Genomic DNA, 23063 nt, shown 5'->3' on the forward strand with positions numbered 1-23063 from the left:
CCGGGCCGGGCCCGTCCGGTTCGGTGTCGGTCGGATCCTGACGGAGCAGCGTGATCACCTCGCGGAGTTCGTCGAGCGCCTGGTGCACGCCGGCGCGGATGACCCCGGCGGCCGCCGAGAGCCGCTCGCCGCGCCGTTGACCGCCGGTACGACGCCGGGATGCTGCCGCCGCAGCACCGCCACCTTCTCCTGCGCCGCGATCACCACGTGGTCCTGGAGCACCGAGAACACCGGGAAGCCGTCGACGCCGAAGGCGGTGGAGACCGGCCCGCCGACGGGTTCGATGGTCACCCGGGCCACCGGGCTCAGCCGCCGCACCAGGTCGTCCGGCCCGCCCTTGCCCGTGACGACCACGGCCAGCACCCGCTCCCGACCGCCCGGAAAGCTGTCGGCGTACGCGACGAACTCCGGCAGCAGGTGGTGACAGGACGTACAGCCGGTGAGAAAGAACGCGACCAGCCCGCGGCCGGTCAGTTCGGCTCGACCGAGCGTGGTGCCGTCGGTGGTCACCGCCGTGAAGTCACGCACCTTGGTACCCGGGGCGGGCAGGCCGGGTCCGGCGACGGAGGGCGCGGCGTCGGCCGGCCGGGCTCCGGCGGGCGCGGCGGCGTCGCCGGCGCCGACCGGCGGGGTCAGACGGTTGAGCCGGCGCACCATCCCCAGCGTGAGCACCAGGTTCAGCACGCAGATCGCGGTCAGCGTGACCGTCGCGGCAGTCGAGGACATCGTCGGCGAACCTTCCAGTGAGTCGGCTGACCAGTCAGTCGCGGACCTTCCAGTGCCGCGGGGCGAACAGCTCGAGGACGTCGTCCAGCCGGATGACAAAGAGCGCGACGGCGCCACCGAACAGTGCGGCCAGCAGCGTCTCCGGTTGGGCCAGCTCCGGCTGCCGGGCGGCGGGTGCGGCCACCGCCGCCGCGCCGGCCAGCAGGCTGAGCAGCACGTTCCGGATCACCTCCGCCCGTCCCATCGGCCGGGTGGAGACGCCGAAGCACCGGCACGGCACCGACACCCCACGCCGGGACAGCCAGGCGATCGATCCGGCGAAACCGGCGATGGTGACCGCGGCCAGGGTCAGCCCCGCGACGCTGGTCGCGGTCGGGACCAACAGGACCAGCGCGGCGGTCTCCGTGGTCAGCATCGCCACCCCGACGGTACGGACGTACCGGTGCGGTACGACCGTCAGCTCACGCAGCCAGCCGAGGAAATCGGGGAACGCGGTACGGCCCCCGACCTTGGTGGCGATCGAGACCGCCAGGACCGCGCCGACCAGGAACCGGGCGACGAGCACCAGGTATCCGGTCATCGCCGCCTCCCGGCCCGGCGGGGCCGCCCGGGTTCAGTCCGGCTCACGGCGGCCTCCCAGGTGGCGGGCGAGGAACGACTCGGCGGCGGACCGGAACGCGAGGGCGTTGTGCGGCTTGTGGAAGCCGTGCCCCTCGTCGGGGAAGAGCAGGTACTCGTGGGCCACGCCGTGTACGCGGAGCGCCTCGACCAGTTGGTCGGCCTCGGAGATCGGGACCCGGGGGTCGTTGCGGCCGTACGCCAGCAGCAGCGGAATCCGGATGTCCGCCACCCGGGACAGCGGCGAACGGGACCAGAGCAGCTCGGCGTCGGTCTCGGGATCACCGACCCGGCGCCGGAGCTGGTTGCCCACCGCCTTCCAGTACCCGGGCACCGACTCGATGAAGGTACGCAGGTTGACCGGGGCCGCCACCGCCACCGCGCAGCGGAACAGCTCCGGGGTGAACGCGGCGCCGACCAGCGCGGCGTACCCGCCGTACGAGATGCCGGTGATCGCCACCCGGTCCGGGTCGGCGTAGCCGCTGTCGACGACCCACCGCACCGCGTCGACGAGGTCGTCCTGCATCCGGCCGCCCCACTCCCGGTCGCCGGCGACCATGAAGTCGCGGCCGTAGCCGGTGGAGCCCCGGTAGTTCACCTCCACCACCAGGTAGCCCCGGTTGGCCAGCCACTGCGATTCGGCGCGGAACCCCCAGCGGCTGCGGTTCCACGGGCCGCCGTGGACGTTGACCACGGTGGGCAGGCCGCGTCGGGCCGCCCCGGGTGGGAACGTCAGGTAACCGTGGATGGTCAGCCCGTCCCGGGCGACGTACGAGACGGGCTCCATCCGGGCGAGCGGGTACCCGGCGAGTTCCGGCTGGTGGGTGAAGAGTTCCTCGACCTTTCCGGTCTCGCGTTCGTACAGCCGGAACGCGGTCGGTCCGTCATCGACGTTGTCCTGCAACAACCACCGCCGGTTCGCCAGGTCCCGGCCGAGTGGCATCACAGCTCCCCGGCTCGCCGCCCTGATCCGGGTCAGGTCGTACGCCGTCTCGGTGCTGAAGGCCACCAGGTCGATCCGCTCCCGTTCCACCACCGCGATGTCCACCTGCCCGGTCACCGGGTGCAGGCTGGCGCCGACCACGTCGTACCCGGGGTCCTCGTAGAGCACCTCGACCGCGCCGGTGACCGCGCTGAGCCGGAGCAGGCGGGCGGTCCGGGCGTCCTGCGGGGAGAGCAGCAGCAGGTCCTTGCCGTCGCCGGTGAAGCCCAGCAGTTGGGAGTCGGCCGCGTCCTCGTAGCCCAGGGTGAGCAGTTCCCGCCAGTCGCTCTCCTCGTCGTCCCGGGCCATGACGGTGAAGCCCCCGTCGCTGTTGCGGCGCTGGGCCGCGCAGACCCGCAACTGCGGGTCGGTGAGCCAGCCGGCCAGCCCCGCCGCCGACTCGATCAGGCAGCAGTCGCCGCTGCGCAGGTCGACCCGGTAAAGGTCGTTCTGCTCCGGCGATCTCAGATTCATCAGCACCAGGACCTGGTGCGGCACCTGCCGTTGCAGACCGATCACCTGCACCCGGACCCCGTTGTGCGGGGTCAGGTCCCGGGTCCGGCCGGTGACCAGGTCGACCGAGATGAGGTGGTGCCGCTCGTCGCCGTCCCGGTCCGACTGGTAGAGCAGGTGACGGCCGTCCCGGGCCCAGACGTAGTCCTGTACCGGATGTCCGTTCAGGTCGGTGAGCGGCCGGAAGTCCCGGTCGGCCAGGCTGCCGAGCCAGACGTACGGCCCGCCCTCGTACGGGGCGAGAAAGGCGAGGTGGGTGCCGGACGGGGAGAGCGTCGGCATGGCGTACGCGGGTTCGCCGAACAGTACCCGGCGCGGGATGAGCGGGGGCTGGGTCACAGTCGTCCCTTCGAGAGGGCGGTCGGGTCCGGGTCCGGCTCCGCCGCCGATCCGTCCGCCGGAGGCGGGTCGAGGTACGCCGACGCCTGCATCAGGAACAGCCGGGCGTAGTCGCCGTCGCGGGCGATCAGCTCCGCGTGGGTGCCCTGTTCGGTCAGCCGGCCGTCGGCGAAGTGCAGGATGCGGTCCGCCTGCCGGACAGTGGAGAAGCGGTGCGAAACGTAGACGGTCGTCCGGCCCTGCGCGAGTTCCCGCAGCCGGACGAAGAGTTCGTGTTCGCTCGCCGGGTCCAGGGCCGCGGTGGGCTCGTCGAAGACCAGGATCCGGGCGTCGCGCATGAACGCCCGGCTGAGGGCGATCTTCTGCCATTCGCCGCCGGACAGGTTGACGCCCCGGTCGAACCACTTGCCGAGCGGGGTGTCGTACCCGGACGGCAGCCCGGCGACCAGCTCGTGGGCCCCGCCCCGGACCGCGGCGGTCCGGACCCGGTCCGCGTCCTCGATCCGGGTACGGTCGCCGAGCCCGATGTTCTCGGCGGCGGTGGCCTGATAGGTGACGTAGTCCTGGAAGGTCGCCGAGATCGCCGAGCGGAGCTGTTCCGGGTCGAACCGCCGTAGGTCCACCCCGTCGAGCAGAATCCGGCCCTGGTCCGGGTCGTACAGCCGGCACAGCAGCTTGACCAGGGTGGACTTGCCGGCCCCGTTACGCCCCACCACGGCGAGGGTGCCACCGGGCGGGACCTCGAAGCTCACGTCCCGCAGCGCCGCCGTCTCCGCGCCGGGATAGCGGAAGGTCACGTGTTCGAAGACGAGGTGGCCGCGCAGCGGCTCGGGCATCGGCACCGGGCGGTCCGGGCCGGTGACGGCCGGCCGGGCGGCGAGCAGCCGGTGCAGGGTGTCCAGGTAGAGGTTGTTCTCGTAGACGCCGGTGATCTCCCGGAACAGGGTCTGGATCGACATCTGCAGGGCGGCGGTGGCGGCGGTGTACATCACCAGGTCGCCCAGGGTCAGCCGCCCGGCGACCGCCTGGAGGGCGATGTACAGGTACGTCAGCGAGCCGACCCCGATGGTGATCGCGCCCAACCCGGTCGTGGCCAGGCTGCGGGCGACGACCTGCTGCCGCTTGCGCCGATAGAAGACCAGCCCGAGGCCGCGGAACCGGTCGGCGAGGTAGTCGCCGAGCCCGAACAGTTTGACCTCCTTGGCGTAGGCGTCGGTGGTCACCAGGGAGCTGAGGTACCGCATCCGGCGCCGGATCGGCGACGACCAGACCGCCACCACGAAGCCGGCCTTGCCGTACCGGGAGTCGGCGAGGAACGCCGGAATCGGGGCGACCAGGGCGGCCAACGCGACCCAGGGGCTCAACGCCACCAGCAGCGCGACCAGGCTGCCGAACGTGACGACGCTCTGCAACGCGCCGTACAGGCTGGTGATCATGGCAACCGGACGGGTCGACGACTCCTCCTGAGCCTGGCGCACCAGGTCGTACGAGGAGGAGTCCTCAAAGAACGCCAGGTCCAACCGGCTCGCCTGGGTCATCACGCGGAGCTGGACGTCCTGCGACACCCGCTCCTGCAACAGTTCGGTGGTGACGTTGCGCAGCGAGCTGGCCAGCGCGCCCAGGAAGAAGACGAGGAACTGCAGGCTGATGGTGGCGACCACCGCGCCGGTCGCCGTGGTCTGCCACGAGACGCCGGCCAACGGTCCGACCACCCCCTGGTCCGGCAGTCCGGTCGAACGCACCGCGACGGCGTGGGTCACCGCGTCGATCAGCAGTCGGCTGATCAACGCGGTGGCGGCCGGCACCAGCCCGACGACCACGGTGGTGGCCGCGAGACCGAGGGTGAGCAGCGGGCTGACCCGCCACACCAGGCGCAGCATCCGGGGAATGCCCCGGACGGTGGTGACCACGGACCGCCGAGCCTCACCCAGCGCGGCGCTCACACTGCGTGCCGGGCGGCGGGTCGGCTCCGGCTCGGCGAGGTCGGTCGAACCGGTGATCCCGCTACGCGGATCGTCGGCCGGCACGCCCTTGAGATAGAAGGGTGGCATATGACTCCACTCGACGTGCTTCGCGGGGGGAGTAACGGTCGGTCAGGTCGTCGTCAGGTACCCCTCGCTGACCAGTTGGCGGATCAGCAGCAAGCGGCTGTCGTCGTCCAGCGAACCGGGGATGTCGTGACCGGTGAAACTGTCCGCCTTCGCCATGAAGGCCAACTCCTCCTCGACGTACTCGGGGAGGTCGATCCGCTTTCCGTGGAACTCCAGGTGGATCTCCTCGTCGTCCCGGGTGAGACGCCACTGCAGGTCGGGCCGGCGACGTACCGGGGTGGACAGGGTGAGCGACGGTGCCGCCTCGAGGTCGAGCAGGTGCCCGGCCAGCGAGGGGTGGCGCCGCTGCAGCATCCGGCTCGCCGCACGGTCGATCAGGTTCGCCGTCTCGACCCGCCGGGCCAGAAGTTCCATCAGCTCGCGCAACCGCGAGGCGGCCACACGCTGCAGGTCCTCCCGCCCGACGAACCCGGGCGGCAGCGCGGTCCGGAACTGGACATCGCTGGTCAGCACGCCGTCGACCGCGTCCCGGATGACGTGTGCCCAGACCATCGGGTTGATGCCGATCGTCAGATGCAGGGACGCCGCCTCGTTGGCCCGCGCCGCGTGCACCGTGCCCCGGGGCACGTACGCCAGGTCGCCCGGGCGGAGCACGAAATCCTGGATCGGGTCCCCGGCCCCCGCCTTCGGCATGGCGTAGCCCTGCTGGTAGAGCGGAAGCTCGGTCTGGGTCGGGTGGAAGGTCCAGTTCTTCGTGCCGTAGAGCTGCAACACGAACACGTCGTGCGTGTCGTGGTGCGGGGTCAGGCCCCGGCTGCCCGGTGGGGTCAGGTAGACGTTGGCGTGGATGCCGACGCTCAGCTCGGTGGCCAGCGTCCGGCACAGCGCGCCCAGCACCGGCAGTCTCTCGTGCAGGAACTTGATGTTTATCGTGGCGCCACCCCGGTACTGGGCGTACAACGACTCCAGCCCACTGATCTTGCTTTCCGGAGTGCTCGCCAGCAGTTGGCCGACCGGCGTCTCCTCCCCGTCCTTGACCAGCCGTAGGTCGTTGTCGTTCAGGCTGGACCGGGCGAGGACGGCGTCGACGTCGGCGAGCGTGAGCAGGTGAGAGTAGAACGAGGGGTCGTCGCGGTGGATCACCAACGGCTGCTTCTCCCAGTAGTCCCGGAAAAAGGAGTCGACGGTCGTTGGTGACAACAGCTCGGCAAGCCCGACCGGAGGCCGCCGGGTATCGGCGGCCTCCGGGGTAGCGGCTACGGTGTAGTCGCTCATCAGATGCAGGCGTCTTCGGGATCCGAGTTGCAGCTTCCCCGGACCACGCACGAGTCGGTCGGGTCCGGGTTGCAGATCAGGAAGCGCGCCGGGTCGGTCGGGTCCGAGTCGCTGATGTTGTACTGCGCGGCCGGCAGTGCCGACCTCACCTTGATCTGCTTGGCGTCGAGTGTCTTCTTCACGACGGACTTCCTTTCGCAGAGAGCGAACCGGGTGCAGGACACCTCGTCCTGCGGCCGGCACGGACCCGACATCCGGCCGGCCAGGTCCAACCCTCTTGCCCACACCGGGATTAATCAAGGAGATCGATACGGCAGCATGCTGCCCGACAGTTTGTGGCCAAACGCTGCGAACCGGGCTCCCGGAGGGTGTTTGCGGAGGCTCGTACCCGCTCAGGTGCTGGAGAGCGCCGCGGCCGGGGCGAGCGCGGCGGCGCGGCGCGCCGGGTAGAGTCCGGCAACCGCGCCCACCGCCGCGGCCGCCACGGTACCGAGCACCAGCGCCTGGCCGGGCAGGACGAGCGGCCAGTCCCGAAGGGTCGCGTAGCCGAGCACGATGGCCAGGCCGGCCATTACGCCGGTCGCCCCGCCCAGCAGCGAGAGCAGCACCGACTCCACGAAGAACTGGGTACGGATCTGCCCCCGGCTCGCGCCGAGCGCCCGCCGCAACCCGATCTCCGACCGGCGTTCGAGGACCGAGATCACCATCGTGTTCGCCACCCCGACCCCACCGACCAACAGCGCCACCAGGCCGAGCCCCAGGAACAATCCGTTGAACGTCGACTCGGCGGCCAGCCGTGCGGTCAACGCGTCCGAGGGACGGCTGACCTTGACGTTCTGCGGATGCTGGGGGTCCACGGTGGCGGCCAACACGGTGTACACCTGGCGTACGGCGACGTCCTCGGCCCGCAGGTAGACGGTCGTGGGGTTGCCGTCGAAGTCGAGCAGCCGCTGGGCACCGACCCAGCCGACCAGGGCCGACCGGTCTATCTCCGGCGACAGCGGCAGTGGGTCGAGGATCCCAACCACCGTGAACCACCGCCCGCCGACGTACACCTCCTGGCCGGCCTCGGCCACGCCCAGCCGGGCCGCGGTCACCGACCCGAGCACGGTGACCGGGAACTGCTCGGTGGCCGCGTTCAGGAACGCTCCGGACCGCACCGTGCCGTCGAGCGTGGAAAGCAGGTCGAGCCGGGCCGCGGCCACGCTGATGCCGTTGGTCTCGGCCGCCGGGATCATGTCGGTACGACGTACCGTCACCCCGGGCAGCCGGCCGACGGCCGTGGTCGACCGTACGTCGGGAATCCGGGCCACCATTCCCGGCGCGTCCGGGGAGAGCGTCGTGGCCTCGCCGAACAGGGTGCCGCCCGCCTCGGCGGTGAGCAGGTTGGTGCCGAGCCGTTCGATCTGGTCGATCAACTGCTGCTCGCTCGACCGGGTGATCCCGAGAACGGTGACCATGGCGGCGACCCCGATGGCGATGCCCAACGCGGACAGTCCGGCCCGCAGCGGCCGGGACCGGGGTCCGATCCACGCCACCCCGAGCACCTCGACCAGCGGCAGTCGGTGCTTGGCAGGTAGTGGTCGGGCATCGAGTGGACCGGTCATCTCGGACTCCCGTCGAAGCGGATCCGGCCGTCCAGGATCTCCACCCGGCGCGGCAGGCTGCCGGCGATTCCCGCATCGTGGGTGACCACGACAACGGCCGTACCGTCCCCGGCCAGCCCCCGGAGCAGCCGCATCACCTCGGCACCCGAGTTGGAGTCGAGGTTGCCGGTCGGCTCGTCGGCGAGGACGACGGCCGGCCGCGCCACCAGGGCCCGGGCAACCGCCACCCGCTGCTTCTCCCCACCGGACAGCTCGGCGGGCCGGTGGGTCAGCCGGTGGCCCAACCCGACCCGTTCGAGCGCGGCCCGGGCCCGCTCCCGCCGTTCCGGCCCCGGCACCGCCTGGTAGAGCAGGCCGGTGGCGACGTTCTCCAGCGCGGTGAGGTGGCTGGTCAGGAAGAACTGCTGGAACACGAAGCCGATCCACTGGGCCCGTACCGCCGAGATCTGCCGGTCCGGCAGCCGCGACAGGTCGTGACCGAAGAGACGTACGGCGCCCTCGTCGGGTCGGTCCAGCGCACCCATCAGATGCAACAGGGTCGACTTGCCCGAGCCGGACGGGCCGACGATGGAGAGCAGCTCTCCACCGGCCACCCGCAGTGACACGTCCCGCAACACCTCGACGCCGCCCGGGTAGGTCTTCCGTACGCCGTCCACGGCCAGGACCGGGGTCACGTCGCCTCCTCGCTCCGGTCGGTCATGAGCTGGGCACCTCGACCTGCATGCCCTCGACGAGTCCGGGACCGGTGACCTCCACCAGTCCCCCGGCGAACATCCCGAGTCGTACGGCCACGGTCCGCCGCTGGCCGGCCGGCTCCACCACCCGTACCGCGTAGGCGTCCGGCCCCTCGGCCAGCAGCGCACGCACCGGCACGGCGAGTACGCCGGCCCGGGTGGCGCTGGTGAAGTCGACGGTGACCGGGGCGCCGTCGAGCTGGTTGGCCGCCTCGGGCCGGTCCAACGTCACCCGTACCTCGATCGTCGCGTCCCGGACCGCGGCACCGGCCGGCGCGTCGGAGCCGCCGCCGTCGCCGGCCACCGTCGCCACCGTGCCCACGGAGGCGACCCGGCCGGTGCTCGTGCCGCCGCCGGGCAGCTCGACCCGGACCGTCGCTCCCGCCACCGCGAGCTGCTGGTCCGCGACCGGCAGGTGCACGGTGACCACCCGCTGGGCGCCGCTGGCGGTCAGGATCGTGCCCTGGGCCGGCGTACCGAGGGTGCCCGGCACACCGGTCACCCGGATCGGACCGGGCGCGGTGACCACGTCGCCCGGTTCCACCGAGCCGACCCGGTTCCGGCCGATGTCGTCCCGCCAGCGGCGCACGGCGGCGGCGGTCGAGGACCCGAACCGCCCGTCGGCCCGGACCCGGTAGCCCAGCGCGTCGAGGTTGCGTTGCAGGTCCCGGACGTCACTGCCGGACACCCCGGCCGCCAGCCGGCGCCACAGCGGCGCCGACGCGTAGAAGAGGGGAACCTGGTGGCCGTCCACCCGGTAGACGACCTGACCCCGCCGCAGCGTGGTGCCGACCGCCGGAAGCCAGGTCAGTACGCCGCCGTGCCCCACGATCGAGTGGTCGCCGGCGTACCCGAGGACGCCGTCCACCCGCTGCCGGTCGACAAGATCGGTGCGGACGACCGGTACGGTCGGCAACCCGACCATGCTGACCTGGGTGTCCGGACCGCCGGCCCGGTAGGCCACCACCCCGGTCGCGGTGACCACGACCAGCGTGGTCCCCGCGACCGCCAACCCGGTGCGCCGCTTCATCCAGCTCACCCGGTCTTGCCCGACTTGGAACACTCCGCGATGGCCTGCTTGGCCCGCTCGCTGTCGGCGCTGCCCGGCGGCATCCGCAGGCCCTCCCCGGGCTGCGGGTCCGGTACCTCGATTCCCCGCTCGCGCAGGCACCGGGCGAGCTGGATCAGCCGGTCCTGGGCGGCCGGGTCGTTCGCGGCGCCGCCGATCTTCGGCGGGGCGAACGGCCGGCAGGCCTCCTCGGCGGCCCGCATCGCTGCCTCCCCGCCCGCGGGCTTGGGGAAGCCGGTGGCGTTCTCGTCCTCCGGCATGTCCACGCCGTTTTCGCGCATGCAGCGGACGTACGCGAGCCTCTGGTCGTCCGGATTGGCGGCGCTCGCGGTGGCCTGTGGCGCTGTTTCCCCGTCGCTTCCGCAGGCGGCGACGCCCAGCACCGGGATCGCGACCGCAACCGCGACTAGAATCCAGTGTGGTAGGCGGCTCATGGGTATCCATCCTTTTCTGGCTCCGATGTGCTCTCGGGAACATGTCTAACTGTCGGAGCGTTTCTCGGATGTTTCTATGGAGATCCGCGACGCCGAGTCACCGGCCGGCAGTTGTCCGAAGCTATTCGATCTTGGAGAAGCTGTGCGAGTGCTGATCGTGGAAGACGAACGGGTGCTGGCCGACTACGTCGCGGCGGGGCTGCGTAGGCAGGCGATGGCCGTGGACGTGGCGCACGACGGCCGGCAGGCCCAGGAGTTCCTGCTGTCCGAGGAGTACGACATCGTCATCCTCGACCGTGGGCTGCCCGGCGTACACGGTGACGAGATCTGCCGATCCCTGGCCCGGGACGGTTCGCGTGCCCGGATCCTGATGCTCACCGCGGCCGGGGCGCTGGGCGACCGGGTCGCCGGGCTCCGTCTCGGCGCGGACGACTACCTGGTCAAGCCGTTCGAGTTCGAGGAGCTGGCGGCCCGGGTCCTGGCGTTGGGCCGGCGTGCCGTGCCCGCCCTGGCCCCGGTGCTCGAACGGCGTGGGGTCGTGCTGGACCGGGCGCACTGGCAGGCGTCGCGGGACGGCAGGCCGCTGGCGCTGTCGCCGAAGGAGTTCGCCGTGCTGGAGGTGCTCATGCGGGCCCAGGGTGCGGTGGTCAGCGCGGAAACGCTCCTGGAACAGGCGTGGGACGCCAACGCGGATCCGTTCACCAGCGCGGTACGCATCACGATGAGCAAGTTGCGGGCGAAGTTGGGTGATCCGCCGTTGATCGAGACCATATCCGGCGTCGGATATCGGATCTGACCATGGAGACCCGACGATTCCGGGGCGTACGGATGCCCCGCCCCACCATCCGGATGAAGCTGGCCGCCATCTACGGCGGGCTCATTCTCTGCACCGGTTTCGCCCTGCTCGCCGTGGTCTATCTCCTGCTGCGACGCAGCGTCGACAACAAGGCCGAGTCGATCGCCGCGGAACTGGCCAAGAAACCGGGGTCACCGGCCGACGCCAAGCTCGACGCGGCGGCGAAACTCGTCGGTGCCAAGGACGGGCAGGTCGACGCCGTGGTCAACCAGAGCGGCTACGACACGCTGGACCAGTTGCTCGTGGTGTCGGCGATCTCGCTCGGCGCCTTCGTGCTGGTCTCGCTGGTCACCGGCTGGTGGATGGCCGGGCGCCTGCTGGCACCGGTGCACCGGATCACCGCCACCGCCCGGGACCTCTCCTGGCGTGATCTGAGCGCGCGGATCGCGCTGCGCAGGCGGCACGACGAGCTGAAGGAACTCGCCGACACGTTCGACAACATGCTGGACCGGCTGGGGGCGGCCTTCGAGAGCCAGCACCGGTTCATCGCCAACGCCTCGCACGAACTGCGTACGCCGCTGGGCATCCAGCGGGCCGCCATCCAGCTCGGGCTCGACAATCCGTCGCCAGAGGAGCTGCGCCGGGTACGCGGTCACCTGCTGGACGCCAACCGGCGCAGCGAACGCATCCTCGACGGCCTGCTCCTGCTCGCCCAGTGCGACGGCGGGCTGCCGCACCGGCGTCCGGTACAGCTCGACGACGTGGTCGACGACGTGGTCGCGGAGTACACCAAGGCCGCCGTCGACGCGGAGGTCCAGCTCACCGTCTCCGGGGGGCGGAGCGCCGTACTCGGCGAGCACACGCTGCTCCGGCAGCTCGTCACGAACCTGGTGAGCAACGGCATCCGGTACAACCACCCGGGTGGCCTGGTCGAGCTGCACACCGCACCCGGGTTGCTCGTCGTCGGCAACACCGGCCCGCTGGTGCCGACGGACCAGGTCGAGCGCATGTTCGAACCGTTCGTCCGACTGGCGGGCGCCCACGCCGGCGAGCCGAACGGCGCCGGGCTCGGCCTGTCGATCGTCCGGTCGATCGCGCACGCGCACGAGGCGACGGCCGTCGCCCGGGCCCGGCCGCGGGGCGGGCTGGAGGTACGGGTCGAGTTCCCCCGGGTACCGGCCCCGGCGTACTGAGCGAGCGGGCCGGGGTGTCCACGACCGGTCGGCCGGTCGTGGACACCCGACGCCCCGGCACGGGCAGCCGGTCACTCGGTCGCGGTGACCGCCGCCGCGTTGTTGCCGACCGCTCGCCGGCCGTTGCGGCCCACCGACGGGTCGCGCTCGTCGGTTGGGCGGTCCGGGCCGTTGAACCCGTGGCGTTCGGCGAGCACACCCGCCTGGAAGCGACTCGCCGCGCCGAGCCGTTCCATGATCTCCGCGATGTACCGTCGGCAGGTCCGGACGGACAGTCCCATCCGGCGGGCGATGACCTCGTCCTTCAGCCCGGCGGCGAGGTGCGAGAGGATGCCCTGCCGCATCTCGTCCCGCAGTTCGCTGCCCCGTTCGGGCGGTGCGGTGGAGAGTGGACTGGCCAGGTTCCAGAGCATCTCGAACATGGTGCGGACGCTGCTCACGACCGCCGGATGCCCGACGACGGCGATCCTGGTGTTCGGCTGCTCAGCGGAGACCGGCAGGACCACGTTGCCGCGGTCGAACAGCACCAGCCACGACGGCACGGTGTCCATCGTGCGTACCTGCCGGTCCGCCCCGACCGAGCTGGCGAGCCTCCGGAGGATGTGCCGCCGGCCCCGGTCGGGATGTTGGGAGAGCAGCCGGACCCGCAGCTCACGCTCGCCCCTCGGCGGTGCGGCCGCGGTGTCGTACAACCACTCGAAGGCGTCGAGCTTGTCGACGGGTGCGACGACCGACACCTCCTCGACCGCCTGGCGCGCGTACTCGCTGAGCAGCCTGGATACGGTGCCGGTGGCCGGGAGCACCTCGATGGCACCGCTCGGCATCCGGGCCCGCAGGGCCTCTACGTAGGTCGTCCGCAGGCTGAGCAGTTCCTCGCGGACCCTGACGAGCACCGCCTGCTCCCGTAGGAGTCTGGTCTCCTTCTCCGCGAGGAGGTCGTTGCAGGCGTGCTCCGGTCCCACCGCGTCCCAGGCCCGGTCCGGGTCCACCGACGGGCGGAGCAGCCGACGCGCGCACAGGGTGACTGCCGCCGCGGTGAGCCGGGCCCGGCCGAGCCCGAGGTCGACGCTCGCCTGCGCCTCTGTCCAATAGGGATGTTGTACGGCGTACTTGTACAGCGCCACGGCGTCCGGATCGAGAAATGCCCGGTCACCGCTGGTTGTCGCCTCGTCTGGGGTAGCTCGGTCAATGCACGCCACGGCCAGGTCCAGTGGATTCGTCACCGCAATTCCCCGTCCTGCGGATACGTCTGAACGTACGGTTCCCCAAGAACCACAGAGTCATATTGAAACATTTCGGTAGCATCGACGGCCACCCCTGGAATTCACTTTCACGAATTACCTGCCCCGGGCGGACGATCCCGGCGGGGCCGACCCGGACTACCGAGGTACCGGATGCCCGACAAATCTGTGCAACGTCCCGCTCACCTGCCGTACCGTGGCATGCACGCCGCGTACCGCCGGGGGCACACCCCTCCGCCCCCGGTGGTCGAACGCGAAACGCCCGACCGACGGTGAGGGGTCGCCTTGGTCCAAGAGAACGCCGGGCCCGGACACGGCGGCGAGCCGGAACGGACCGGGCCGGCCCTGCCCACCGAGTTCGGCTCGGGCCGGGCGGACGCGTACGGCGGCGGCGACCGCCCCGATCCGCTCTCGCCGGTACCCACCTCCCCCGGCCTGGTCACCGACTCGGTGCTCGCCCGACCGCTCCAGGAACGGATGCGTTCGGCGGGCGACGACGAGCCGATCGGCGTGGTGATCGAGCTGCGTACCCGGCACCCGGGCGGGGTGCGGGCGGCACAGGAACAGGTCCGCGAACTCATCGCCCGGGTCGCCGGCCCCGAAACCCCGGCCCGGCCGATCGGCTCGTACGTCGGGAGCGCGCTCACCGCCGCGCAGATCCGGGACCTGGTCGCCGCCGACACCGCGCCCGGCCGGCCGGAAGCGACCGCCGGGGGGACGACTGCCGGGGGCGGACCCGCGCCGGAGGCCGGTGCCGGGCCGGCACCCCGCGGCGCCATTCACCGCATCTGGCCGAACTTCGAGATCCAGCCGCTCATCCACCGCTCGGTGGTGACCACCAAGTGCCAGGCGGCGCACCGGGCCTTCAACGCGTACGGCCAGGACATCGTCTGGGCCGTGCTCGACTCCGGCATCGACGCCGACCACGCGCACTTCGCCCGGTACGGCAACCTGGACCTGGCCGCGCCGCTGGCCCACCGGAGCTTCGTCGGCGGCAGTGACGCCGACGCGCTCGCCGACCGGGCCGGCCACGGCACCCACGTGGCCGGAATCCTGGCCGGCGGGCAGGCGGTGGCCGACTCGGAACCGCCGCTGATCGCCGCCACCTGGTATCAACCGGACGCCGACGCCACCCGCTCCGAACGGCTCCCGCTGCGCGAGATCAGCGGGATGGCGCCGCGTTGTCGACTGCTCTCCTGCAAGGTCCTCCGGGACGACGGGTCCGGGGACATGGCCGCGGTGCTGGCCGCCCTGGAGTACATCCAGGAACTCAACGACAACGGTCGGGAGTTGCTGGTCCACGGGGTGAACCTGTCGGTCGGCTATCCGTTCGACCCGACGTGGTTCGCCACCGGACTCAGCCCGATCTGCCGCGAGGTGGACCGGTTGGTGCAGTCCGGGGTGGTGGTCGTGGCGGCCGCCGGCAACACCGGTTACGGCTACGTCATCGACGCCGGGGGTCGGCGGATGCGTACCGCCTTCGACCTGACGATCAACGACCCGGGCAACGCCGAACTGGCCATCACCGTGGGGGCCACCTCGTGTCGGCCGCACGCCTCGGGTGTTTCGTACTTCTCCTCGAAGGGACCCACCGGGGACGGTCGGGCCAAGCCCGACCTGGTGGCACCGGGCGAACGGGTGGTCAGCGCCGGCGCCGGCCAACTGCTGGAGCGGGCCCTCGCCACAGTTCCCGGGGCGACGTACGTGGAGAACTCGGGTACGTCGATGGCCGCGCCACACGTGTCCGGGGTCGCCGCCGCGTTCATGTCGGTGCACCAGGAGTTCATCGGGCGCCCGCACCGGGTCAAGCGGGCGCTGCTGGACTCGGCGACCAGCCTCGGCCGGGACCGGGCCTTCCAGGGACACGGGCTGGTGGACGCGATGCGCGCCCTCCAGTCCGTCTGAGCGCGGAAACGGGGGGATACCGATGCGGTTCCCGTACGTCGAGGTGGAGATGGAGTCCACCGGGACGATCCACGACGACGGCCAACGGCGGGCCGCTCTGGAGCTGGCCGCCAGGCCGGGCACCACGGACCTGCTGGTGCTCTGCCACGGCTGGAACAACGACATTCCGCAGGCGCGGCGGCTCTACGCGCAGCTCACCGACCATCTGGCGGCGGCGTGGCCGGCGGTGCCCGCCGCGGCCTCCCGGTCGCTGGCGGTGATCGGTGTGCTCTGGCCGTCGATCCGCTGGGCCGACGACGATCCGGTCGCCGGCGGCGGTGCCGGGTTCGGCGGTACGGCCGCCACCCTGATCGAGGAGATCGGCACCAGGGTCGAGGACCCGGGCCGGGCGGCCCGGCTGATCCGGCTCGTACCGGAGCTGGCCGACTCGGCCCGGGCCCGGCGGGAGTTCCTCGACGCGCTCCGCGAGCAGTTGCCGCCCCCGCCCGCCGAGCCCGGCCCGGGGGTGCTGAGCGTGGACGAGGATCCGCCGCCGGCGGCGCTGCGGCACGGCGATCCGGACCGGGTCTTCGCCGAGGCGGGCGGGCCGGACCTCGACCCCGGTCTGTCGGAGCGTCCCGGTGGCGCCGCCGTCTCCGATCCTGGCGGTCCGACGCTCGCCGATCCGGCCGGTCCGACCATCGCCGATCCTTCCGGAACAACCGTCGATCCCGCCGGGACAACCGTCACCGCCCCTGGTGGTGCGGCCTGGCTCGATCTGGACGGGGCGGTGGGACGGGCCCGCGACCTGCTCAACGTGACGTCGTACTACACGATGAAGGACCGGGCCGGGAAGGTCGGCTCCGGCGGCGTCGCCACCCTGCTTGCCGGGCTGGCCGGTGCCGCGCCCGGAGCCCGGCTGCACCTGGTCGGGCACTCCTTCGGGGCCCGAGCGCTCGCCACGGCGGGGGCGAAGCACCTGGCGGTGCACTCCGTCACCCTGCTGCAGGCGGCGTTCAGCCACCACGGTTTCGCGGTCGACTTCGACGGCCGGGGCCACCACGGGCTGTTCCGTCCGCTGCTGACCAGCGGTCGGCTGACCGGCCCACTCCTGATCACGCACACGGTCAACGACCGGGCGGTCGGTCTGGCGTACGCGGTCGCGTCCCGACTCGCTCGGCAGGCCGGGGCGGGGGTGGGCGACGCGACCGACCCGTACGGTGGACTCGGCCGCAACGGCGCGTTGAAGACGCCGGAGGTCGTCCAGCCCGCCGGCGAACTCCGGGAGGTCGGCGGGGAGTACACGTTCCGGGCCGGTCGGGTCTACAACCTCCGGGCGGACGCGTTCATCCGGTCCCACGGTGACGTGAGTGGTCCTCAGGTCGGGTACGCACTGCTCAACGCCATCGGTACGGTGTGACTGTCACCACATTCCGGCGTGGCACCCGCGATCCGGCGTCCAGGAAACCGACTATTTATCCCGATATCTGCCATTCTGCCCGCCTCGGCGGGTCACCCGTGGGGGCATCGGACGGCTCGATTTTGGTTGGCGTGGCCCACGCTGGGTACCGTCCGGGATACCTCGCCCCGGGGACCCTTGGAGGCACCATGTCGGACGGTCCGTTGGAAGATCAACGGACGGACACCCAGCCCGGTTCCGTGCTGCTCCAGATCCACTTCGTCGCCGACCAGATCACCGCTGCCCGGCAGCAGGTGACCCGGTGCCTCCAGGCCCACGGGCTGCTGGAGGGCGACCGGCTCGACGACTTCGTCACCGCGATCAACGAGGCGATGACCAACGCCGTACGACACGGTGGCGGCCGGGGCGAGCTGCGGTTGTGGCGCGACCGGCAACTGGTGTGCGAGGTGACCGACCGGGGGTCGGGTCTCCCCGCCGCGCTGCCGATCCCGCACGCCCGCCCCCAGCCCTCCGCCAACGGCGGCATGGGACTCTGGCTGGCCCGGCAGCTCGCCGACTCGATGGAGGTCGACAGCGGCCTCGACGGGGTACGGGTACGCCTCGCCATGGCGCTGCCGGCTGACCCCGCCCACCCGGAGCGGGCGGGGTCAGCCCAGGAACGCGCTACCGGGCGGTGAGCCCGGCGGCGAGCGTCGCCGGGACCGGCGCGTACCCGGTGGGTCGGGTGGTGAAGGTCCCCCGACCCTGGGTACGGCTCCGCAGCTGGGTCGCGTAGCCGAAGAGTTCGGCCAGCGGCACACTCGCGGTCACCACCACGGTGCCGGCCCGGGTGGTCGAACCGACCACCCGACCGCGCCGCGCGGAGAGGTCGCCGAGTACGCCGCCGACGGCGTCCTCCGGCACCGTGACCGTGACCTCGACCACCGGTTCCAGCAGCGCCATCGTGCTGGCCCGGAGCGCTTCCCGCAGTGCGAGGCGGCCCGCCGTCCGGAACGCCAGCTCCGAGGAGTCCTTGGCATGGGTGGCCCCGTCGGTCAGGGTGACCCGCAGCCCGATCACCGGATGGCCGCCGAGCGGCCCCTCGGTCAGCGCGTCCCGGCAGCCGGCCTCCACCGCCCGCACGTACTCCTTCGGCACCCGGCCGCCGACGACGGTCGACTCGAACCCGAAGCCCGCCCCGGCCGCGCCGTCAAACCCCGGACCGTCGTCGTGGCCCGAACCGCCGTCGTGTGCCGGGCCGCCGGCGCCGGCGGCGTCACCCGCCAGCGGCGCCACGTCGAGTACGACGTGCGCGTACTGGCCGGCGCCGCCGTCCTGCTTGACGTGCCGGTACAGCAGCCCGGAGACGCCGCGTACCACGGTCTCCCGGTAGGCCACCTGCGGCCTACCGACGGTGACCTCCAGCCCGTGGTCCCGGCGGAGTTTCTCCACCGCCACCTCCAGGTGCAGCTCACCGAGGCCGGAGAGCACGGTCTGCCCGGTCTCCCGGTCGGTCCGGGCGACCAGTGACGGGTCCTCCTCGACCAGCCGGGCCAGCGCCGAGGCCAGCCGTTCGGTGTCGGAGTTGCGGCGTACCTCGACCGCCACCGACATCACCGGCTCGGCGGCGGTCGGTGGTTCGAGCACCAGCGGCGCGTCCGGGGCGCAGAGCGTGGCCCCGGTCCGGGCCGCCTTCGGCCCGACGACCGCGATGATGTCCCCGGCCACCGCCCGGTCCAGCTCGGTGTGCCGGTCGGCCTGCACGTGCAGGATCCGGGCGATCCGTTCGGTACGTCCCGCGCCGGCGTCCCGCACCGTCTCCCCCTTCCGGATCGTCCCCGAATACACCCGCAGGTACGTCAACCGCCCGGTGGCGGTCGAGTTGACCTTGAACACCAGTCCGGCGAACGGCGCCGCCGGATCGGTCTCCCGGTCGAGTTCGGCGCCCTGCCAGGTGCCCCGCACCGCCGGCACGTCCAGCGGCGACGGCAGGTACCCGACAACCGCGTCGAGCAGCGGCTCGATGCCCCGGTCGCGGTACGCCGAACCACCGAGCACGACCACGCCGGAACCGGTACGGGTCAGCTCGCGCAGCGCCTCGACCAGGGTCGGGGTGCTGACCTCGGCCCGGTCGCAGAACTCCTCCAACGCGCCCGGATGCAGTTCGGCGACCGTCTCCTCCAGTGCCCGACGCCGCCGCACTGCCTCGGCCCGCAGCTCCTCGGGCACCTCCGCCTCCTGGTAGCTCCCCGGCCCGTCGGCCCAGACCAGCGACCGCATCCGGACCAGGTCGACGACGCCGGTGAAGCCGTCCTCCCGGCCGATCGGCAGCTGCACCACCAGCGGGACGACCCCGAGCCGGTCCCGGATCGACCGGATCGCGGCGTCGAAGTCGGCGCCCGCCCGGTCCAGCTTGTTGACGAAGGCGATCCGGGGTACGCCGTACCGGTCGGCCTGCCGCCACACGGACTCGCTCTGCGGCTCCACCCCGGCGACCCCGTCGAAGACGGCGACCGCACCGTCGAGCACCCGCAGCGCCCGTTCGACCTCGTCGGCGAAGTCGACGTGTCCCGGGGTGTCGATCAGGTTGATCCGGTGGTCCGCCCAGGTGCAGCTGACGGCGGCGGCGAAGATGGTGATGCCACGCTTGCGCTCCTGCGGGTCGAAGTCGGTCACGGTCGTGCCGTCGTGCACCTCGCCCCGCTTGTAGGTGGCGCCGGTGACGTACAGGATCCGTTCGGTGGTGGTGGTCTTGCCGGCGTCGACGTGGGCGAGAATGCCGAGGTTGCGGGTACGGGTCAGGTGGTCGACGACGTTTCGGTCCAACTGGGTACGCACGGCCGATGGCCTTTCCTGGTCGTGGTCGCGGAAACGGACGGCGCGATTGACGACGAAGCTGAGCCGGGCGGCGGCCCCGGTCGACCGTCGGCGGAGTCACCGCCCGACGAGGGCCCGGGATCGGCGCGACCAGGTGACCACGGGGTCGGCACGACCACAGGACCAGCCGGATGCGGGATCAGCACGGTGCGGACCAGCATGGTGCGGACCAGCATGGTGCGGAATCTGTGTGATCACGGGACCAGGTGGTACGGGATCGCGGATCCGGTGGACCGGTGCGTCCGTGGAGCGGGGCGTAGCCGACGTGGTTCCGCGGACCGGGCACCGTCATGGACGACGGCGGCCGGAGAGGCGGATCGGCGAGCTTCGTCGCGAAAGCCGGGGTCAGCCGCGCGGGCTGGCTCCGGACGCCGACGAAGACGCCAGAATCACCTCGTGCCGTGACGGAGGAATGACCACAGCGGTGCGGTAGTGCACGGCCGGCTCCCCTCACTGGTCATGGCGGCACGGTCCGCAGTGGACCGCGCTCAGGTCCTGACGACTGTACCGCCTTCCGCGCCCGTCCGGAACGGCTTTTCCGCGCCTCGACCGCCTCGGCCGTCGGGCCACCTCACCCCGCCGCCGGTGAGACCGTCGGCGCCGCCCGGGAGAGTGACCATTCCGCCACCGGCCTGCTCCAGCGGGCGACGATCATCGTGGCCCGGACCCGGGTGGCCGTGCTCGCCCTACGGCTACGGGCGGAGGCGGACGGTCAGCGGTAGAGCGTGTCGGCGAGTTCCTTCGCCGCCTCCTGCAGGGCCTGCACCGCCCGGTTCACCTCCTCCGGGCTCATCCGGGTGGTCGGACCGGCCACGACCAGCGCGGCGGCCGGCGTACCGGCGCGGTCCGGCAGCGGTACGCCGACCGCGACCAGATCCGGCGCGCTCTCGCCCCGGTTGACCGAGTATCCCCGCGCACGGGCCTCGGCCAGCTCCTCGAACAGGGTGGCCCGATCGGTGGTGGTCGCCCCGGTGAGCGGTGCGAGCCGTTCCGTCGGATAGAGCCGGGACACCGTTTCCGGGGAGAGCCCGGCCAGCAGCACCTTGCCGCCGGCGCAGGCGTGCGCCGGCAGCGTCACCCCGGCCCGGGACGCGACCCGCACCGTGTTGACGGACTCGACCGAGTCGAGGAACCGGACCTTGTTCCCCTCCAGGATCTGCAGACTCGCCGTCTCGCCGGTGGTCGCCGCCAGCAGCTCCAGGTACGGCCGTGCCTTACGCCGGACGTCGAGCCGGCTGAGGGCACCCATCCCGACCTCGATCAGCACCGGTCCCGGGTGGTACGCCCGGGTCGTCGGGTTCTGGGCGGCGAAGCCCCGGAAGACGAGCATGGCGAGCAGCCGGTGCGCCGTCGACCGGGCCACGCCCAGCTCCTCGGCCGCCTCCGCGACCCGGATGCTCGGCCTGGTCTTCAGCAGCAGCAGGAGCCGTAGCGCGTGGTCGACCGAGGCGATGTGATAGGGCGGCAGGGCCGCCTCGTTCTTCATTGCGGAATGATAGCCATAAGTATGTCGCGGTAAGGACCGCCGATCGGGCCGGAGTCACCCGTCTCCGCTCAGCCGCGGTCCCCGCCTCCGCTCAGCCGCGAGATTCGCCGGCAGCAGCCCGCAGTCGGTCGAGTTCGCCGGGGGTGCCGATTTTGGTACGGAGTCCGGGCTGCTCGACGTACTGCCGGATCGCGGTGGTGAGGAAGGCCGGGGCGACGTCGAGCAGGCCGACGGGCAGCTGCTCGGCACGGGGCGGGCCGAGGTCCGGCCGCCAGTCCCGGTAGAAGAGCGATACGTCACGGGGTGCCACCCGGGCCGGGGCGGGTGGCCCGCCGGGCGACAGGTCGTCCCACCGGACGGTGACCGGCCGGCGGAACCGACTGATGGTGATCCCGTCCGGGTCCAGTACGACCGACACCCGCCACCACAGGAGCAGGGCCACGGAGACGGCGAACAGCAGGACAACCGCGACGACGGAGATGACCGCCCCGGTGTCGACGGCAAGCCGTACCCGCTCACCGTCCGGAGTGGACTCGGTCTGGACGAAGGTGGCGGCGAGCCACATGAACATGATCGCCTGCATGCCGGGGAGCTGCGCGAAGGCGGGGACGACAAAGCGGTCCGGCGCCCGCTCCACCCGAAACGTCGCCGGCCGGGCGGCAGGCCGGGCGACCAGTCGGGCGAAGACCAGCAGCGGTACGGCCGCCGTCGCCGGAACAACCACGAGGCGGAACAGGAGGCCGGCGCCGGATCCGCCGAACCGGTGCACCTGGAAGGTCACCATCAGGTGTGCCAGGAAGGCGACCAGGCCGAGCCCGGCGGCGATCACACGGGCCCGGGTCGGCGGCATCCACCCATCGTAGGAGGGTCGGTCAATGTCCGAACCTCCCACACCGACCGGTACCGGCGGAGCACGACCGACCCGACAAATGGCTGGCGGCCCGACGTCGGCAGAACAGATCATCGTCGTCGTGTCCGGCTACTACGTCGCGCTCGGCGACTCGATGTCCACCGACGACTACGCCGGTGGCCCCGGGCGGGGCGCGGCGAGCCTGCTGTTCCGCAACCGGGACACGGACTTTCCCGGCTGGCAGGGCCGGGACCTCGCGGGGATCGGTTTCGAGGCGCGGCTGCTCGCCCGGGACGGGGCCACCACCATCGACGTCCTCGACCGACAGCTACCGGCCGTCGACCGGCCGCCGACCCTGGTCACCATCAGCATGGGCGGCAACGACCTGCTGGCCGCGTACGGCGACACCGACGCCGCCCGGGCGGCCGTCGCCCGGGTCGGGGCACAGGGCGAGGGGGTGCTGACCCGGCTACGCGCGGCCGCCGGCGGCAACTGCCGGATCGTGCTCAGCACCGTGTACGACCCGAGCGACGGCACCGGGGTGGTCCCCGGCTCCGGCCTACCGCCGTGGCCGGACGGACCGGCGATGCTGCACCTGCTCAACACCACGCTGGCCGGACTCGCCGAGCGGCACGGCGCGGCTCTTGCCGACGTACACGATCGGTTTCTCGGGCATGGGGTGACGGTGGGTGACCCGAGCCGGTCCGATCCCCGACCGCCCGAACGGGAACTCTGGTACTGCGGCACGGTCGAACCGAACGCCTGGGGCGCGAGCGGGATCCGCGGGGCGTGGTGGCGGGCGCTGGCGGACCTACCCGACCCGCCCAGGTGATCTAAGCTCCCCGGAATGCGCTTCTCCCGCGGTCCGTTCGACGCCGACCTCGTCAGCCAGGCCTACCAGGCGTGGGACGCCGAAGACTGGCCGCGCGCCGGCGAGCTGCTGGAACGGGCGGTCCGGCAGGCACCGGACGCCCGGGGCAGCGACAAGC

The 23063-nt window shown here is 72.0% G+C and carries 20 protein-coding genes; 6 read left to right on the top strand and 14 right to left on the bottom strand.

The features are described 5' to 3' along the window. Positions 1-54: 54 nt before the first annotated feature. The 10 genes from ABGB21_RS35715 to ABGB21_RS35760 form a co-directional block, all read right to left on the bottom strand. Positions 55-726 (bottom strand): hypothetical protein, encoded by a 672-nt coding sequence (locus tag ABGB21_RS35715; protein ID WP_347681594.1) that lies wholly within the window; start codon positions 724-726, stop codon positions 55-57. Positions 727-760: 34 nt separating this feature from the next. Further along, positions 761-1306, bottom strand: coding sequence for a MauE/DoxX family redox-associated membrane protein (locus ABGB21_RS35720; RefSeq protein WP_347658377.1), 546 nt, complete (start codon positions 1304-1306; stop codon positions 761-763). 33 nt (positions 1307-1339) lie between these two features. Further along, the gene (locus ABGB21_RS35725) at positions 1340-3178 is read right to left on the bottom strand and encodes a S9 family peptidase (RefSeq protein ID WP_347658376.1); all 1839 of its coding nucleotides are present in this window, start codon (positions 3176-3178) and stop codon (positions 1340-1342) included. Further along, complete coding sequence (locus ABGB21_RS35730) at positions 3175-5229, bottom strand: ABC transporter ATP-binding protein (RefSeq protein WP_347658375.1); 2055 nt, start codon at positions 5227-5229, stop codon at positions 3175-3177. The genes ABGB21_RS35725 and ABGB21_RS35730 overlap by 4 nt, the downstream gene beginning before the upstream one ends. A gap of 42 nt (positions 5230-5271) precedes the next feature. Beyond that, positions 5272-6504 carry a cupin domain-containing protein gene (locus ABGB21_RS35735; protein ID WP_347658374.1) on the bottom strand — a complete coding sequence of 411 codons (1233 nt, stop codon included), beginning with the start codon at positions 6502-6504 and terminating at the stop codon, positions 5272-5274. Then, a complete protein-coding gene (locus ABGB21_RS35740) occupies positions 6504-6686 on the bottom strand; it encodes a hypothetical protein (RefSeq protein WP_347658372.1) in 183 nt (60 codons plus the stop codon). The genes ABGB21_RS35735 and ABGB21_RS35740 overlap by 1 nt, the downstream gene beginning before the upstream one ends. Positions 6687-6896: 210 nt before the next feature. Further along, a complete protein-coding gene (locus ABGB21_RS35745) occupies positions 6897-8111 on the bottom strand; it encodes an ABC transporter permease (RefSeq protein ID WP_347658371.1) in 1215 nt (404 codons plus the stop codon). Further along, on the bottom strand, positions 8108-8785 hold the full coding sequence (locus tag ABGB21_RS35750) for an ABC transporter ATP-binding protein (RefSeq protein ID WP_347658370.1): 678 nt from the start codon (positions 8783-8785) through the stop codon (positions 8108-8110). The genes ABGB21_RS35745 and ABGB21_RS35750 overlap by 4 nt, the downstream gene beginning before the upstream one ends. A gap of 22 nt (positions 8786-8807) precedes the next feature. Then, positions 8808-9875 carry a peptidoglycan-binding protein gene (locus tag ABGB21_RS35755; protein WP_347658368.1) on the bottom strand — a complete coding sequence of 356 codons (1068 nt, stop codon included), beginning with the start codon at positions 9873-9875 and terminating at the stop codon, positions 8808-8810. 5 nt (positions 9876-9880) lie between these two features. Continuing rightward, a complete protein-coding gene (locus ABGB21_RS35760) occupies positions 9881-10348 on the bottom strand; it encodes a hypothetical protein (protein WP_347658367.1) in 468 nt (155 codons plus the stop codon). Between the two features lie 142 nt (positions 10349-10490). On the opposite strand from ABGB21_RS35760, the gene ABGB21_RS35765 reads away from it, so the two are divergent. Beyond that, entirely contained in the window at positions 10491-11144 is a 654-nt protein-coding gene (locus ABGB21_RS35765) for a response regulator transcription factor (RefSeq protein ID WP_347658366.1), read from the top strand. A 2-nt stretch (positions 11145-11146) separates the two neighbouring features. Continuing rightward, complete coding sequence (locus tag ABGB21_RS35770; RefSeq protein ID WP_347658365.1) at positions 11147-12337, top strand: ATP-binding protein; 1191 nt, start codon at positions 11147-11149, stop codon at positions 12335-12337. A gap of 71 nt (positions 12338-12408) precedes the next feature. On the opposite strand, the gene ABGB21_RS35775 is transcribed toward ABGB21_RS35770, so the two are convergent. Continuing rightward, positions 12409-13560, bottom strand: a complete 1152-nt coding sequence (locus ABGB21_RS35775) for a helix-turn-helix transcriptional regulator (protein ID WP_347681596.1) — start codon at positions 13558-13560, stop codon at positions 12409-12411. Between the two features lie 303 nt (positions 13561-13863). Between ABGB21_RS35775 and ABGB21_RS35780 the strand changes: the two genes are divergently transcribed. The 3 genes from ABGB21_RS35780 (at position 13864) to ABGB21_RS35790 (ending at position 17559) form a co-directional block, all read left to right on the top strand. After that, positions 13864-15483 (top strand): S8 family peptidase, encoded by a 1620-nt coding sequence (locus tag ABGB21_RS35780; protein ID WP_347658307.1) that lies wholly within the window; start codon positions 13864-13866, stop codon positions 15481-15483. Between the two features lie 22 nt (positions 15484-15505). Beyond that, positions 15506-16882, top strand: a complete 1377-nt coding sequence (locus ABGB21_RS35785) for a hypothetical protein (RefSeq protein ID WP_347681598.1) — start codon at positions 15506-15508, stop codon at positions 16880-16882. A gap of 188 nt (positions 16883-17070) precedes the next feature. Further along, entirely contained in the window at positions 17071-17559 is a 489-nt protein-coding gene (locus tag ABGB21_RS35790; RefSeq protein WP_347658305.1) for an ATP-binding protein, read from the top strand. Here the strand turns inward: ABGB21_RS35790 and ABGB21_RS35795 are convergent. The 3 genes from ABGB21_RS35795 to ABGB21_RS35805 all read right to left on the bottom strand — a co-directional run bounded on the left by ABGB21_RS35795 (position 17546) and on the right by ABGB21_RS35805 (position 22074). Next, complete coding sequence (locus ABGB21_RS35795; protein WP_347681600.1) at positions 17546-19699, bottom strand: elongation factor G; 2154 nt, start codon at positions 19697-19699, stop codon at positions 17546-17548. The genes ABGB21_RS35790 and ABGB21_RS35795 overlap by 14 nt on opposite strands. A 751-nt stretch (positions 19700-20450) precedes the next feature. Beyond that, positions 20451-21224: an IclR family transcriptional regulator gene (locus ABGB21_RS35800; protein WP_347658303.1), complete on the bottom strand. Its 774-nt coding sequence runs from the start codon at positions 21222-21224 to the stop codon at positions 20451-20453. 91 nt (positions 21225-21315) lie between these two features. Next, positions 21316-22074, bottom strand: a complete 759-nt coding sequence (locus tag ABGB21_RS35805) for a hypothetical protein (RefSeq protein ID WP_347681605.1) — start codon at positions 22072-22074, stop codon at positions 21316-21318. Between the two features lie 121 nt (positions 22075-22195). Between ABGB21_RS35805 and ABGB21_RS35810 the strand changes: the two genes are divergently transcribed. Next, on the top strand, positions 22196-22906 hold the full coding sequence (locus ABGB21_RS35810) for an SGNH/GDSL hydrolase family protein (RefSeq protein WP_347681607.1): 711 nt from the start codon (positions 22196-22198) through the stop codon (positions 22904-22906). Positions 22907-23063 lie beyond the last annotated feature (157 nt).

It is taken from the genome of Plantactinospora sp. B24E8 (assembly GCF_039871735.1).
GTDB lineage: Bacteria > Actinomycetota > Actinomycetes > Mycobacteriales > Micromonosporaceae > Plantactinospora.

What these genes read in the sequence shown, in the direction of transcription:
- ABGB21_RS35755 (WP_347658368.1), bottom strand. Translation starts at nt 9,875, where the DNA reads ATGAAGCGGCGCACCGGGTTGGCGGTCGCGGGGACCACGCTGGTCGTG.
- ABGB21_RS35720 (WP_347658377.1), bottom strand. Translation starts at nt 1,306, where the DNA reads ATGACCGGATACCTGGTGCTCGTCGCCCGGTTCCTGGTCGGCGCGGTC.
- ABGB21_RS35785 (WP_347681598.1), top strand. Translation starts at nt 15,506, where the DNA reads ATGCGGTTCCCGTACGTCGAGGTGGAGATGGAGTCCACCGGGACGATC.
- ABGB21_RS35730 (WP_347658375.1), bottom strand. Translation starts at nt 5,229, where the DNA reads ATGCCACCCTTCTATCTCAAGGGCGTGCCGGCCGACGATCCGCGTAGC.
- ABGB21_RS35770 (WP_347658365.1), top strand. Translation starts at nt 11,147, where the DNA reads ATGGAGACCCGACGATTCCGGGGCGTACGGATGCCCCGCCCCACCATC.
- ABGB21_RS35745 (WP_347658371.1), bottom strand. Translation starts at nt 8,111, where the DNA reads ATGACCGGTCCACTCGATGCCCGACCACTACCTGCCAAGCACCGACTG.
- ABGB21_RS35715 (WP_347681594.1), bottom strand. Translation starts at nt 726, where the DNA reads ATGTCCTCGACTGCCGCGACGGTCACGCTGACCGCGATCTGCGTGCTG.
- ABGB21_RS35760 (WP_347658367.1), bottom strand. Translation starts at nt 10,348, where the DNA reads ATGAGCCGCCTACCACACTGGATTCTAGTCGCGGTTGCGGTCGCGATC.
- ABGB21_RS35805 (WP_347681605.1), bottom strand. Translation starts at nt 22,074, where the DNA reads ATGCCGCCGACCCGGGCCCGTGTGATCGCCGCCGGGCTCGGCCTGGTC.
- ABGB21_RS35800 (WP_347658303.1), bottom strand. Translation starts at nt 21,224, where the DNA reads ATGAAGAACGAGGCGGCCCTGCCGCCCTATCACATCGCCTCGGTCGAC.
- ABGB21_RS35735 (WP_347658374.1), bottom strand. Translation starts at nt 6,504, where the DNA reads ATGAGCGACTACACCGTAGCCGCTACCCCGGAGGCCGCCGATACCCGG.
- ABGB21_RS35790 (WP_347658305.1), top strand. Translation starts at nt 17,071, where the DNA reads ATGTCGGACGGTCCGTTGGAAGATCAACGGACGGACACCCAGCCCGGT.